Source organism: Natronomonas gomsonensis (assembly GCF_013391635.1).
Taxonomy (GTDB): Archaea; Halobacteriota; Halobacteria; order Halobacteriales; family Haloarculaceae; genus Natronomonas; species Natronomonas gomsonensis_A.
In genome coordinates this window covers 198,089-210,519 of sequence record NZ_JACAWU010000001.1, presented here as the reverse complement: position 1 = coordinate 210,519, position 12,431 = coordinate 198,089, and the positions used below count along the sequence as shown (strand labels likewise).

Annotated in this window: 15 protein-coding genes; 5 read left to right on the top strand and 10 right to left on the bottom strand. The window is 66.9% G+C overall.

The genetic code is table 11. The annotated features are described in order from the left end of the window. Position 1 precedes the first annotated feature (1 nt). On the top strand, positions 2–1,204 hold the full coding sequence (locus tag HWX69_RS01275; RefSeq protein WP_178915261.1) for an acyl-CoA dehydrogenase family protein: 1,203 nt from the start codon (positions 2–4) through the stop codon (positions 1,202–1,204). Positions 1,205–1,409: 205 nt separating this feature from the next. Here HWX69_RS01275 and HWX69_RS01270 read toward each other — a convergent pair whose 3' ends face one another. After that, a complete protein-coding gene (locus HWX69_RS01270; RefSeq protein ID WP_178915260.1) occupies positions 1,410–1,844 on the bottom strand; it encodes a universal stress protein in 435 nt (144 codons plus the stop codon). An 83-nt stretch (positions 1,845–1,927) separates the two neighbouring features. Here HWX69_RS01270 and HWX69_RS01265 point away from each other — a divergent pair, with 83 nt between their 5' ends. Both HWX69_RS01265 and HWX69_RS01260 read left to right on the top strand, forming a co-directional pair. Then, positions 1,928–2,365 (top strand): universal stress protein, encoded by a 438-nt coding sequence (locus tag HWX69_RS01265; protein WP_178915259.1) that lies wholly within the window; start codon positions 1,928–1,930, stop codon positions 2,363–2,365. 52 nt (positions 2,366–2,417) lie between these two features. After that, positions 2,418–3,506, top strand: coding sequence for a DHH family phosphoesterase (locus HWX69_RS01260; RefSeq protein ID WP_178915258.1), 1,089 nt, complete (start codon positions 2,418–2,420; stop codon positions 3,504–3,506). A 1-nt stretch (position 3,507) separates the two neighbouring features. On the opposite strand, the gene HWX69_RS01255 is transcribed toward HWX69_RS01260, so the two are convergent. From HWX69_RS01255 to HWX69_RS01235, 5 genes are all read right to left on the bottom strand, one after another. Next, the gene (locus HWX69_RS01255; RefSeq protein WP_178915257.1) at positions 3,508–3,963 is read right to left on the bottom strand and encodes a DUF5807 family protein; all 456 of its coding nucleotides are present in this window, start codon (positions 3,961–3,963) and stop codon (positions 3,508–3,510) included. Then, entirely contained in the window at positions 3,960–4,373 is a 414-nt protein-coding gene (locus tag HWX69_RS01250; protein WP_178915256.1) for a DUF7112 family protein, read from the bottom strand. The genes HWX69_RS01255 and HWX69_RS01250 overlap by 4 nt, the downstream gene beginning before the upstream one ends. Positions 4,374–4,399: 26 nt before the next feature. Next, complete coding sequence (locus HWX69_RS01245) at positions 4,400–4,795, bottom strand: 30S ribosomal protein S6e (protein ID WP_178915255.1); 396 nt, start codon at positions 4,793–4,795, stop codon at positions 4,400–4,402. An 83-nt stretch (positions 4,796–4,878) separates the two neighbouring features. Then, positions 4,879–5,403, bottom strand: a complete 525-nt coding sequence (locus HWX69_RS01240) for a GNAT family N-acetyltransferase (RefSeq protein ID WP_178915254.1) — start codon at positions 5,401–5,403, stop codon at positions 4,879–4,881. Beyond that, positions 5,400–5,768 (bottom strand): universal stress protein, encoded by a 369-nt coding sequence (locus HWX69_RS01235; RefSeq protein ID WP_178915253.1) that lies wholly within the window; start codon positions 5,766–5,768, stop codon positions 5,400–5,402. The genes HWX69_RS01240 and HWX69_RS01235 overlap by 4 nt, the downstream gene beginning before the upstream one ends. A gap of 272 nt (positions 5,769–6,040) precedes the next feature. Here HWX69_RS01235 and HWX69_RS01230 point away from each other — a divergent pair, with 272 nt between their 5' ends. Then, positions 6,041–6,718, top strand: coding sequence for a DUF5806 family protein (locus tag HWX69_RS01230; protein WP_178915252.1), 678 nt, complete (start codon positions 6,041–6,043; stop codon positions 6,716–6,718). Positions 6,719–6,727: 9 nt separating this feature from the next. Here HWX69_RS01230 and HWX69_RS01225 read toward each other — a convergent pair whose 3' ends face one another. After that, entirely contained in the window at positions 6,728–7,990 is a 1,263-nt protein-coding gene (locus HWX69_RS01225; RefSeq protein ID WP_178915251.1) for a dihydroorotase, read from the bottom strand. A gap of 25 nt (positions 7,991–8,015) precedes the next feature. After that, entirely contained in the window at positions 8,016–8,714 is a 699-nt protein-coding gene (locus tag HWX69_RS01220; protein WP_178915250.1) for a lipoate--protein ligase family protein, read from the bottom strand. A gap of 51 nt (positions 8,715–8,765) precedes the next feature. On the opposite strand from HWX69_RS01220, the gene HWX69_RS01215 reads away from it, so the two are divergent. After that, the gene (locus HWX69_RS01215) at positions 8,766–9,599 is read left to right on the top strand and encodes a hypothetical protein (protein ID WP_178915249.1); all 834 of its coding nucleotides are present in this window, start codon (positions 8,766–8,768) and stop codon (positions 9,597–9,599) included. A 151-nt stretch (positions 9,600–9,750) separates the two neighbouring features. On the opposite strand, the gene HWX69_RS01210 is transcribed toward HWX69_RS01215, so the two are convergent. Continuing rightward, positions 9,751–10,326, bottom strand: coding sequence for a LysE family translocator (locus HWX69_RS01210; RefSeq protein WP_218644646.1), 576 nt, complete (start codon positions 10,324–10,326; stop codon positions 9,751–9,753). 48 nt (positions 10,327–10,374) lie between these two features. Continuing rightward, a complete protein-coding gene (locus HWX69_RS01205; protein ID WP_178915248.1) occupies positions 10,375–12,372 on the bottom strand; it encodes a S9 family peptidase in 1,998 nt (665 codons plus the stop codon). Between the last annotated feature and the right edge of the window lie 59 nt (positions 12,373–12,431).

Below are 12,431 nucleotides of genomic sequence, written 5' to 3'. Positions count from 1 at the left end.
GATGTACTACGACGACGACGGTGGGGAGTTCCGCGAGAACCTGCGGGCCCACCTCGAAGAGCACATCGAACCCATCGTCGACGAGGCCGACCGCGAGCCGCTGACACGCGAGGAGTTCCTCGAATACACCGGGGTCCTCCGGGAACTCGACATCGGGTTCGAACCCGGTGTCGCCGAGGAGTACTTCGGCAACCTCGAACGGTTCACCATCGTCTCCGAGGAGGTCTCCCGCGTGTGGCCCAGCCTCAACGTCGCATTACAGATGTCGTTCCCGTCGGTGTTCGTCCAGCACGCCGCCGACGCCACGCAGGATGCGATGCTGGAGAAACTCCACGACGGCGAGTGTATCGGCTGTCTCGCCGTCACCGAACCCGAGGGGGGCAGCGACACCGCCCGACCGAACACCGTCGCCTACAAGGACGGCGACGAGTACGTCCTCGAAGGGAAGAAACAGTGGGTGGGGAACGCGCCAATCGCCGACGTGGCCCTGGTCGTCGCCCACGACGACGCAGCCGACACCCAGGACATGTTCCTCGTCGACCAGGCCAATTCGCCGTTCGAGACCGAGACGATGGACAAACTCGGCTGGCAGGGCGTCAACAACGGGAAGATGTACTTCGACGGCGTGCGGGTTCCCGAGGACAACCGTCTGTCGAACATCGTCGGCAACGCCCTGATGGACGGCGCCGACATGCAGGAAATCGTCCCGTTCCCCGAGTCGGTCTCACAGCTGTTCTTCGAACAGAAGGCGCTCAACGCGACGTTCTCGTTCATGCGGACGGGGATGTCGTTCATGGCCGTCGGCATCATGCAGGCCGCCTTCGAGGAGGCCCTCGAATACGCCGAAGAACGCGAAACGTTCGGCAACCCCATCGGGTCGACCCAACTCGTCCAGGAGAAACTGTACGAGATTCTGCGGGACCTCGAAACGTCGCGACACCTCTCGCGGCACGCGCTGGAGTTGCTCGAACGCGGTGACGACCGCGCCCGCCTCATCTCCTCGCTGGCGAAGGGGTACACCGCCGAACGCTCCGTCGACGCCACCTACAACGCCCTGCAGATTCACGGCGGCGAGGGGCTGAAAACCGAGAACCGCCTCGAACGCTACTATCGCGACGCCAGCGTCATGACCATCCCCGACGGCACCACCGAGATTCAGAAGCTGATCGTTGGGAAAGAGTTGACGGGGATGAGTGCTTACTAAAACCCACTTTTTGCACACGAGCGCGGGTCGCGCGCCGCCGGCGCGCGACACCGGTTCGTGGCAAAAACTTGGGGAAAAATAGCGCGTACTCCCTTCGCGCGGCTTCGCCGCGCTCCGGTCCGTGTGCGCTACTCGCCCTCGCTCCGCTCGGGCGAGGGAACCGCTCGCGCCTGCGGCGCTCGCGGATGCTTGTACTCGCTCCGCCTTACACCGACAGCACCGGCTGTGAGGCGTGGGCGAGAACGTACTCGGCGGCCTTCTCGATGACGGCTTCGGGGTCGCCGGTCACCGGTTCGCGTGGAATGACCACGAAGTCGGCTTCCAGCGATTCCGTCACGTCGAGGATGACGCTGCCGGGGTGTTGAGAGAGCCGCGTCTGGGAGTAGCCGTACGCCGAAGAGTGGTCGATTGGGACGCCGTCGGCGATGGCTCGGACGCCCGCCATCACCTGCTCGCCGCGTTCGGCGATGGCGGCGGCCTCGACGCTGCCCTCCTCCATCGCCGCGGCGGCGTTCTCCCCGAGGACGTACAGCGCGTGGACGACGGCGTCGTAGCGCTCGGCGATGGCGACGGCGTACTCGACGGCCTCCATCGCCGCATCCGACCCGTCGACCGGAACGAGGACCGTTTCGACCTCCATACCCCATCCTCGTGAGGGGTGGTCAAAAAACCATCCGCGCAATCTCCGCGTACTTTTATGCCGTCGCCCCGCCGAGACCGAGTATGTTCGAGACGGTGGTCGTGGCGACCGACGGCTCCGAGAGCGTCTCGCGGGCGGTCCACTGTGCGCTCGACCTCGCGTCGCGCTTCGATGCGACCGTCCACGCGCTGTACGTCATCGACGAGAGTCACGTCGAATCGCTCCCCGACCGACTCCACGAGGAGGTTCGCGAGGCTCTCGACGAACAGAGCCACGAGGCCCTCGACGCAGTCGTCGAGGCGAACGCAGCACGCGGGGACGGCGTCGAGTTGCAAACCGCCGTCAGGGCCGGCCCGCCGTCCAAGGAGATAATCGGCTACGCCAACGATATCGACGCCGACGCGGTGGCGATGGGGACGCGCGGACGCCACGGCGAACACTCGTTTCTGCTCGGCAGCGTCGCCGAACGCGTCGTCCGGACGTGTTCGCGACCGGTGTTGACCGTCCGACAACTGGAGTGACCGGTCGGCGGCAAGCGGTGGGATTATTCCCCGCGCCGCCCCTCCCCTCGGTATGGACGACTATCTCATCGACGACGACAACATCCCGCTGGGCCGCCGCTCGGTCCTGCCCGGCGAGGGCTTCTTCACGCCGGATTCCTTCGACGAGGCCCAAGCCGAAAAGGAGGCCCGCGAGGCCCTCGCCGGCGCCGACCGCGTCGTCGTCGCCGACCCCGACGCCGACGGACTGGGCTGTGTCGCACTCCTCCGGGTGGCCTTCGGTGAGGCCGCGCTCCTTCCCGCAGGACCCCACGAAATCGCCGAGGCGCTGGAGTACGTCGCCGAATTCGGCGAACCCGACCTCGAAGTGTTCGTCTGTGACCTCTGTCCCGATTCCGAAGTCGACATCGAGGCGCTGCCGGCGGTCGCCGAACGGGCCACCTCGGTTCGGTGGTTCGACCACCACCAGTGGGACGACGACCTCGCGACGACGGTCGAAGAGTACGCCGAGCTGACCGTCGGCGACTCCGAGGAGGTGTGTACGACCGACGTGGCGCTTGCGCAACTCGACTACACCTTCGACGACCGCTACGCCGACCTCGCGGCGGTCACCCGCGACCACGACCTCTGGCTGCGTGAGGACCCCCGAAGCGACGACATCGCGGACTACGCCTACTGGGCCGACCCCGAGGAGTACATCGACACCGTCGTCGAACACGCCGCCGACCTTCCGCCCGAGGTGGAATCGTTCCTCGAAGAACAGCGCGTCGAGAAGGAGGCGCTCATCGAGAAAGCCATCGACCGGGCGGAGTTCGAGACCATCGGCGAGTGGACCGTCGGCGTCACCTACGGCCGCTGTTCACAGAACGAGGTCGCCGAAGCGATGCGCGAAGAGGGCGCCGACGCCTCGGTCATCGTCAAGCCTGCGGGGTCGGCGTCCATCCGCGGCACCGACTCCTTCGAGCGCTGTCACGAGGTTGCCGGGCAGGTCAACGGCGGCGGCCACCCGAAGGCGGCGGGCTGTAAGCCCGACATCTACGACGACATGCTGGATTACGCCCACCACTGGACGACTCGGGGGGCCATCACGAAACAGGTTATCCTCGATGCGTTCCGAAATCTGCCCGAAGAAGACGAGGAAGGCGTCGAAACCAACCGCTAACTCACTCGATAACCCACTTATCGGAGTAGGTCGCCCCGCAGGCACAGGCCGCATAGCCGTGAATCACGTCGCCGTCGGCGTAGATGCCGCCGACACCCTCGTTTTGCTCTTCGGCGAAGGCGAAGACGAACTTGACGTAGTGGTCCTCCTCGGGCTTGTCGTCGGTGTCCGGACACGTCCCGCCCGTGCAGTCGGCGTCGATGTCGCCGTCGGTCTGCATCGCCATCCCGGCGAAATCCATCGCGTCGAGGCCCGTCGCCTGCTGGAACGCAGACCGGCCCTCCTTGCCGGGCAACACCAACACGACGCCGTCGTCGACGCGCGTACCGATTTCCAGCAACTCGCCCATCGTCCCGACGCCCTCTTCGTGGAGGTACACGAGGATGTCGTCGACGCGCTCGCCCTCCAAGAAGGCATCGTACAGCGCGCTCGCGGGGCGGTCGTCGTCGGCGCTCATCCGTCGAGGTCCTCCGCTATCGAGGCGAGGCTGTCGTCGGGCGTCTCCGCGATGTCGTAGACCGCCCGCTCGCCGGGCGCACGAAGCCCGTACTGTTCGCCCTCGACGACCACGTCCAGAAGCGCGGAGCGACCCGCTTCCAGACCGGCGGATTCGACCCACTCGGCGAGGCGGTTCTCGCCGCCGCCCTCTCGGGCGAGTCGAGCGTTGTCGTAGAGGCCGCGCAGTTCGTACTCGCCGTCGAGACCGACCTCGACGGGGGCGTGATACGTCGACTCGTCGGCCTCGATGCGGACGATACCTTCCGGCATCGTTCCCTCGGGAACGACGAGTTTCGGTCGGTCGAGCGCGCCGGCTGATTCGATGGCGACGCGAACCGTCTCGACGCCGTCGGAGGAAAGGCTGGGCATGGATGCGATACGAACAGAAGGGGAGATTACTCGTCGTCCTCGTCGCCGCCGAGCAGTTCCTCGACGGACTGGTCGCCGCGACCGACGATTTTCGCGTTAATCTGTCGCGTGTCGTCGGAAACCTCGGCGCCGCGGACGGTCACGCGCTTGCGCTCGCCGTCGACGCTCGGCTCGAAGCCGACGCCGCCCTCGAGCAGGATGGCCTTCGTGCGGGTTCCGGTTACGTCCTCGCGCATCGGGCGGCCGGAGGTGTCCGACCCGCCGGTGAGTTCGAGTTCGTAGCCGGGGAGGCCGACGGCATCGCCGTCGACCGTCTCGCCGAGCGAGCGGCCGATGAATCGGTTCGCGTCCTGTCCGTCAACGTCGAAGGAGTGCGTGGTGCCCTCCTCTGGGTCGCCGACGACGACCTGAAAGTCTGCCATACGGGCATCAACTCGATGCGTCGGCAAAAGGGTATTGAAAAGACCTCGGCGTTTGAACCCGCTTTGCGGCCCGCGTTCCGTGCTCAGTCGGTCAACTTCGCGGCCATCTCCAACTCGAAGCCGCTGGTGTCGCACGGCTCGAAGCCGACCTTCCGGTACAGCGCCGTCGCGGCCTTGTTCCAGCGCTCGACGGTGAGCCACACCTGCTCGATGCCGCTCTCGCGACCCGCTCCGAGCAGACACTCGATGAGTTGGGTTCCGATACCCGCCTCCTGGTACTCTCGAAGGACGAAGATGGCCAACTCCGAGGCACCCTCGGTGTCGGGAACGAGCGTCGCGTGGCCGACCGCGTCGTCGCCGTGCCACGCGACGACGTTCACGCACTCGTCGAGGAGCAGGTTGTCGAGCCACTTCCGAATCCCCTTCTCGGCGGTCGGCGGAATCCCCTGTGCGCGGTCCTCGGGGTCGAACTGCAGATACATCTCGACGAGGGTCTCGAACTCGTCGTCGTAGCGGCGGATTTCGATGTCGCGGCCGTCGCGGTCGGCGAACGAACGGGGCGGTCCCTCGTAGGGCCCGGCCACCTCGTCTGGGTACTCGCGAGTCATCGGATGAGCGTCACCGTCGTTTGCGCGTTCAGCAGAACGAACTCGGCGATAGAGCCGAGTTGCACTTTTCCGAGCGGGCTCGTCTCGCCGCCGCCCAGTACGATTCGGTCGAACTCCTCGCGCTCGGCGAACTCGAGCAACTGACTCCCCGGGTGCCCGGAGAGCGACACCACCTCGGCGTCGAAGCCCTCGTTTTCCAACACCGCGTCGACGCGGGCCCGCAGTTCCTCTTCGTCCATCGTCGAGTCCGGATTCTCCACGATGGCGATGGTGAGGTCGTCGCCGGCCGCCATCGCTCGTGCGACGGCTTGCTCCAGCGCATAGAGGGAGTCCTCGCTTCCGCCGATACCCAGCAGCACCTTCATGCACGGTGCTTGACGCCCCGAAGCAAAAGCCTCCCGGCCTCTCGTGTCGATTCGTTGAATTGTCGTGTGGTCGCTCGCGTCTCATGGCTCGCGGGTCGCTACGCTCCCCGCTCGCTCATCCGTCGGCCTCCCTCCGGTCGGCCGACGTGACTCACGACTCACTCCGTTTGCCGTTCGCACAAAACGTGGTCCTCCTTACGGTCGGACCACGCGTACGCCACCCGTCAGACAACGCCGATACGCTTTTTCGGCGGCAGAACGCTACGCCCAGTATGGCCGACGACGCGCAGGCGACGGACGATGGGGAGGAACCGACGCCGGCGTTCAGACGACTCCCGGAGGACGAACGCACCGACAGCGACGCTGATAGCGACGCTGACGTTCCCGAGGACGTCCGGGAGTACGCCCGCTTTTCGAAAATCGACGGGGCGACCTACGACCGCGCCAACGAGTTCCTCCGGGACCGGACGTACATCACCGCCCGCGAGTGGGCGATGGCGCGACTCTGTGCGGACTTCCGCACGGAAACCGGCGTCGAGATGACGAAAATCGGCGAGAACCTCCCGGAACTCGTCCCGTTCATGACCGACACCTACAGTCCGCAGGCCGTCAATCAGGCCCGCTCGTCGTTCGACGAGAAGGTCCGAAAGGCCGGCGCGACGTTCCTCTACGGCGCGATGTGTGACTTCTACACCGCCGAGGAACTCGACGACCTGATGTACGAGATTACCGAGGTGGCGAAGTTCCTCCTCGAAGTCGAGGGCGTCGAACTCACCGTCGACGAGGAACTGGAAGCCGAAGAGCGCATCTCCAGTGTCATGCGCGAGGTCCGGGAGTCCTCGGCCGCGCTGCGACACGACGAACTCGCCTGTCCGAACTGCGGCCACGAGATGCACGCCACGGAAGACGGCACCGACGCCGACATCGCCGCCGACGCCGCCGACGACTGACCCGCTCGGCTACTCGCGGACGTTCTCGCCGCTCCCTTCACCGAACTCGCCGTCGTCGTAGACGACGTTCCCCCGAACCATCGTCAACTCGGGGAAGACGGCCTCGTGACCCTCGAACGGCGTCCACCCGCACTTCGAGTGGAGTTTCTCGCCGCGAACCGGTACGCTCACATCGGGGTCGAACAACACGAGGTCGGCGTCGTTGCCCGCCTCGATGCGGCCCTTGTTCGGTAACTCGAAGATATCGGCGACGTTCGCAGCGGTCACGTCCCGGACGCGCTCGTAGTCGATGGCTCCCTTCCGGGCTTCCTCTAACAACAGCGGGAGGGCAGTCTCGACGCCGGGGACGCCGCTCGGCGCGTCCCAGATGCTGGCGTCTTTCTCCTCGCGGGTGTGGGGAGCGTGGTCGGTCGCGACGATGTCGACGGTGCCGTCGACGAGTCGCTCGAACAGCCCGTCTCGTCGCCGCTCGCTCCGAAGCGGCGGGTTCATCCGGCCGAACGTTCCGAGTTCTTCGAGGTCCGCACGGGAGAGAAAGAGGTGATGCGGCGTCGCCTCACAGGTCATCCCCGCCTCGTCGGCGATGTCGGCGCCCTCCGGCGTCGAGGTGTGGGCGATGTGAATCTCCGAGTCGAGGCCGTTCGCAACGGCACAGGCGCGGTCGATGGCTTCGATTTCGGCCTCGGCGGTACGGTAGGCGCTCCACGCATCGGCGTCGTCGCGTTCTGTGGCCGCCTCGTCAAACAGCGTCGCATCTTCGGCGTGAACGGTCACTTTCACGCCCGCCGCCTCGGCCTCTTCGAGGGCGTCCTCGAAGAGGTCGGCGTCGATACCCATCTCGCCGGTCGAGTCCGCGAGGAACACCTCTCCGAGCGCGGCGATGGGTTCCTCGAACAGTTCCTCGGGGTTCCACGCCTCGGTGACGCCGCCGTTGATGCCGTAGTCGATGGCCGATTTCCGCGCCAATCGGGCCTTCGCCTCGAAACTCGCGGTGTCTATCGTCGGCGGGTCGGTGTTCGGCTGGTCGAACACCGTCGTCACGCCGCCAGCGGCGGCGCTCCGCGACCCTGTCGTCCACGTCTCCTTGTGGGCGTATCCCGGCTCGCGGAAGTGGACGTGGGCGTCTATCATCCCCGGGAGAAGGCGCTTTCCGTCGGCGTCCAGTACGTCTCCCTCGGCGTCGAGTCCTTCCCCGACCTCGGCGATGGTTTCGCCGTCGACGAGCACGTCACGAACCCGGCCGTCAGCGAGCGTCGCGTTCCGGATGAGCATTACTTCGACTCCGGGGGGCCGACTCCTAAACGTCACGGAGTACGCCCTCCGCCGCGACGCGCTCGACGCGTCGCTCCCCGACGAACGCCGACTCGACGGCGTCGACGACCGCCTCGGGGGCGCCGGGTCCGCCAGCCGCTTCGACGCTGCCGACCGACTTGGGGTCGAACCGCGCACCGAGGGCGTCGTACACCGGCGTGAGTACGTCGGCGATGGCGGATTCGTCGGCCGCTCGGACGACGATACAGCCGCCGACGGTCGCGGTTTCGCGGCGGACGCGCTGGGCGATGCCGGCGATTTTCCCCACCCCCTGTAGGGAGTGGTCGCCGGGACAGAACGCACCGTCGGGTTCGCCGTCGCGGACCGTCGCCCCCAGCGACCGAAGGGCGCGTTTCAGCCGGTCGGTCGCGGCGTCGTATCGGTCACTGATACCTTCGCCCTCTCGATTCGGGACGACGGAGGAGAACGCGACGACAGAACCGGTGTAGGCGACCGCACGGCCGCCGACCTCGCGTTCGACGACCGCGTAGTCCCGTTGTCGGGCGGCCTCCCGAGCGCGGTCGTAACCGTCGGCCGCGGCGTCGCGGCGGCCGAAGGCGACCTGTCGGTGCGGCGCCCAAACGCGGAGCGCCGGTTCGCCGGTCGCCTCGACGCCAGCCGAGAGCGCGGCTCCGACCTCCCGGTCGGCGTTCACGTCTCCCCTTCGGCCTCGAACGACGCGCATGGGTCGAGTTGGTGACGACGGGGCTAAAACGGCCCGGCCCGAAGCCGGGGTATGGTGACGCTGCCGGCGTCGGTCGTCGAACGCTACGAGCGGTTCTCGCTGTACAACTCGCCGTACCCGGCACACGACCGCGGCTGTGCCGTCGATTTCTACCCCGGCTCCGACGAGGCCGTCTCGCCAGTCGCCGGTGAAGTCATCGAGACGCGAACGGTTCGCTGCCCGCCGAAACCGTACGCCATCGACGAGGACCACCTGATACTCGTCGACTGTGGCAACGTGGTTGCCCGCATCCTCCACGTCGACCCGGCGGTTTCAGCGGGCGAGTCGGTCGCAGTCGGCGAGTCGCTCGGCACGCTCGTCCGCTCGGGCTTTTTCGGCCAGTGGGTCGACAACCACGTCCACCTCGGATTTCGGAGCCACGACCAGAACCTCCGGCGTGCCTCGGGGTCGCTGCCGTTGGAGTTGGACGTGGCCGTCGCTGGCGTGCCGTGGGACGGTACCGGCGAAGTGCTGGAGACGGGGCCGACCCACGTCTCACTCGACGGGCCGACGTACTCGGTGGAGGGGTTCGCGGCGCTGTCCAGCGACGAGGGGGTTCCGCTTGATGGTGGGCTTCCCCACTACGCCGGTGGCGGAGCGCTACGCCAACACGAGGGGTCGGTGTCGCTGCTCGGAACGACCATCGGCGAGGCGACGGGACGGGGCCTTCGCTGGGAGGACGTGGCCGTTTACGCCAACGATGTCCGAGCGACGGGGCTATCGCTGTTCGCCTCGCAGGTACCGTTCGGCGCGAAACTCGTCTTCCACGATGGCCACGACTTCTCGGTCGGTGAGTCGGTTTCGGTGTCAATCGAACCGACGAGCGAACCGATTCGGTTGGGCTGACAGCCGGTGGTCGGACACGACAGCGCGTTCCCGCGGCGGGCCACCGGACTCTCGCCGTGTTCGCCGCGGGTTCGGGTTACGTCACGGCCGTCGGTGGCCGCGGCTCCATATATAAACCTCAGCCGTGCCCTCTGTTTTCGGGTCGAAGGCACTACAAAACGAGCCAGCAGGCGATTCCGAGCAGGACGACCCCCGAGATGCGCTGCAGCCACGGGCTGTCGCCGCCGAACTGTCCCGAGAGTGCACCGACACAGCCGAGATAGGCGGCGGTGATGACGGCGTACAGCGCGCCGAGTATCAGCATGCCAGCAGCGGGATTCGCCTCGGGAGCGAACCCGGGTAGAAAGGCGAGGAAGAACAGCGCGACTTGGGGGTTCAACACGTTGACCGTCAGCCCCTGCAGGAAGGGGTTTCCGGCCGTCGACTCCCGTGTGTCGCCGTCGGCGGCGCGAAGCGACTGCACGCCGAGGTACGCGAGGTAGACGGCACCGAGCGTGACGACGACGATTCGGGCCTCGGGGACGGCGAAAAACAGCGTGGCGAGGCCGAACGCCGCCGCGGCGGTGTGGACGAGAATCCCCGTCGAGACGCCGAGTGCAGAGAGGACGCCGGCGCGTCGGCCCTCGCCGGCGCCGCGTGCGAGGACGTACGCCGTATCCGGCCCCGGCGTCAGAATCAGGGCGACAGCGGCGGTCAGATACACCGCGAGCGTGGCGGCCTCGAACACGTCTATCGGTTTTCGCGTTCGGTCAAATCGCTGTCGACTGCGGCGACGTTACGCTCCGTCGCCGTTTTCGCTCCCCGAGAGACCGTCGTCGCCCCGTTCGAGCGCCGGTGGAGCGTCGTGGTACTCGGAGTAACCGTCGAACCAGCGGGCGATGCGCTCCAGCCGGTCGACGACGTGGTCGGGTTCGCCGGACCGAGACAGTTCGTGGCCCTCGCGAGGGTAGCGGACGAGTCGGGTGTCGACGCCCTGCTTGCGGAGGAACAGGTAGAACAGTTCGCCGTTGTTGACGGGGACGCGGTAGTCGTCGTCGGCGTGGACGACGAGCGTCGGCGTCTCGACCGATTCGACGTGGCCCGCTGGTGAGTGCTCCCAGAGGAACTCGGGGTCCTCCCACGGCGTCGCGTCGAAGTCCCACTCGACGAGGTGGAAGGCGTCGGTCGACCCGTAGAAGGAGGTGAGTTCGTAGACGCCGCGCTGGGCGACCGCGCCGGCGAAGCGGTCGGTGTGGCCGATTAGCCAGCCGGTCATGTACCCGCCGAAGGAGCCGCCGGTGAGGAACTGCTGGGCGTCGTCGACGTAGTCGCGTTCGCACACTTCGTCGACACCGGCGAGCACGTCCCGACTCGTCACCGCTCCCCAGTCGCGTTCGATGGCGGCCATGAACGACTCGCCGTAGCCGGTCGACCCACGTGGGTTCGACCAGAAGACGACGTAGCCGCGGGCCGCGAGCGTCTGGAATTCGTGCCACATCGTTCCGGCCGTCGACCACATCGCGTGGGGGCCGCCGTGAATCTCGACGGCGAGGGGGTGGGTCTCGCTCTCGTCGAACTCCGGGGGATGAAGCACCCACCCCTGTATCTCGACGCCGTCGTCGCTCTCGAAGCGGATTTCCTCTGGTTCGGCGACGTGGTGGGTGTCGAGATACTCGTCGTTGACGGTCGTAAGCCGGCGCTCATCGCCTTCTTCGGTCAGGAACACGTCGCCGCGGTGATTCCACTCGCTTTTCGTCGCGACGACGCTGCCGTCGCGGGCATCGAAGGCCGTCACGTCGCCCTCGCTGACGACGACCTCGATGTCCTCGGCGTCGGTGTCTTCGACCGCCGCGCGCCGAACCGTCCGGTGGCCTTCGTCGGGCGTCGAGAACAGCAGCGAGTCGCCGTCGAAGGCGAAGGCGCCGGCCATGCGGTCGATGCCTGTGGTCGGTCGGACCGCTGTGTCTGTATCGCGGTCGAACACCTCGATTTCCCGCTGTCGGATGGTCGGCCGGTCGGGTTCGGTGTAGGGGTAGGCGAGGGTTCCGTCGGCGGTCGCCTCGATGTCCAACTCCCAGGCGGTCGTCGTCGTCACCGTCTCGCGGGCCATCGTTTCGAGGTCGAAGGCATCGATGTCGTACTCGATGGAGTCGTCGGGTTCATCGCCGCGTTTGACGCCGTAGTACAGCGTCTCCGCGTCGCCGAAGGTCGGCGAGACGAAGTCGAAGTCGCCGTCGGTGTGGCGTTCTACCGCCTCCGAATCGAGGTCGACGGTGTAGACGTGACTCCGCGTTCCGTCGAAGTACTGCTGGTCGGCACGGTACACCATCCGGTCGATGACGCGAGGGTCCGGGGTCTCCCGCTCGTAGTCGTCCTCGACCGCGAGGTCCTGACCCGCCCGGCGTTCGGCTTCGGTGACGCGCTGGGTGAACGCCAACGACTCGCCGTCCGGTCGCCACGCTATCGAGGACACGTCGCCGACCACGTCGGTCACCTGTCGGGCCTCGCCGCCGTCGGTGAGGACGACGTACACCTCGGCGGTTTCGTCGTCGCTCCGGACGAACGCCAGTCGGTCGCCGGACGGCGAAAAGCGCGGCTCGGTGTCGCTGTCGCCGGTCGTGAACGGTTCGGCGTCGGCGCTGCCGTCTGCTGGGACGGTGTAGACGTTCCGGTCGTAGCTCTCGTCGTCTACCGGGTCCTCGTGGACGAACGCGACCGTCTCGCCGTCGGGCGACAGCCGGGGGTCCGACACCTGAACGATATCGTGATAGTCGGCGGCCTGAATCGGCTCCATATCCGTCAGTCGGACGCCGCGGTGGTAGGTCTTTCACTCGGGGGACTCGCGGTCAGCGA

What these genes read in the sequence shown, in the direction of transcription:
- HWX69_RS01205 (WP_178915248.1), bottom strand. Translation starts at nt 12,372, where the DNA reads ATGGAGCCGATTCAGGCCGCCGACTATCACGATATCGTTCAGGTGTCG.
- HWX69_RS01265 (WP_178915259.1), top strand. Translation starts at nt 1,928, where the DNA reads ATGTTCGAGACGGTGGTCGTGGCGACCGACGGCTCCGAGAGCGTCTCG.
- HWX69_RS01255 (WP_178915257.1), bottom strand. Translation starts at nt 3,963, where the DNA reads ATGAGCGCCGACGACGACCGCCCCGCGAGCGCGCTGTACGATGCCTTC.
- HWX69_RS01215 (WP_178915249.1), top strand. Translation starts at nt 8,766, where the DNA reads ATGGTGACGCTGCCGGCGTCGGTCGTCGAACGCTACGAGCGGTTCTCG.
- HWX69_RS01275 (WP_178915261.1), top strand. Translation starts at nt 2, where the DNA reads ATGTACTACGACGACGACGGTGGGGAGTTCCGCGAGAACCTGCGGGCC.
- HWX69_RS01240 (WP_178915254.1), bottom strand. Translation starts at nt 5,403, where the DNA reads ATGACTCGCGAGTACCCAGACGAGGTGGCCGGGCCCTACGAGGGACCG.
- HWX69_RS01230 (WP_178915252.1), top strand. Translation starts at nt 6,041, where the DNA reads ATGGCCGACGACGCGCAGGCGACGGACGATGGGGAGGAACCGACGCCG.
- HWX69_RS01250 (WP_178915256.1), bottom strand. Translation starts at nt 4,373, where the DNA reads ATGCCCAGCCTTTCCTCCGACGGCGTCGAGACGGTTCGCGTCGCCATC.
- HWX69_RS01260 (WP_178915258.1), top strand. Translation starts at nt 2,418, where the DNA reads ATGGACGACTATCTCATCGACGACGACAACATCCCGCTGGGCCGCCGC.
- HWX69_RS01245 (WP_178915255.1), bottom strand. Translation starts at nt 4,795, where the DNA reads ATGGCAGACTTTCAGGTCGTCGTCGGCGACCCAGAGGAGGGCACCACG.
- HWX69_RS01225 (WP_178915251.1), bottom strand. Translation starts at nt 7,990, where the DNA reads ATGCTCATCCGGAACGCGACGCTCGCTGACGGCCGGGTTCGTGACGTG.
- HWX69_RS01270 (WP_178915260.1), bottom strand. Translation starts at nt 1,844, where the DNA reads ATGGAGGTCGAAACGGTCCTCGTTCCGGTCGACGGGTCGGATGCGGCG.
- HWX69_RS01235 (WP_178915253.1), bottom strand. Translation starts at nt 5,768, where the DNA reads ATGAAGGTGCTGCTGGGTATCGGCGGAAGCGAGGACTCCCTCTATGCG.
- HWX69_RS01220 (WP_178915250.1), bottom strand. Translation starts at nt 8,714, where the DNA reads ATGCGCGTCGTTCGAGGCCGAAGGGGAGACGTGAACGCCGACCGGGAG.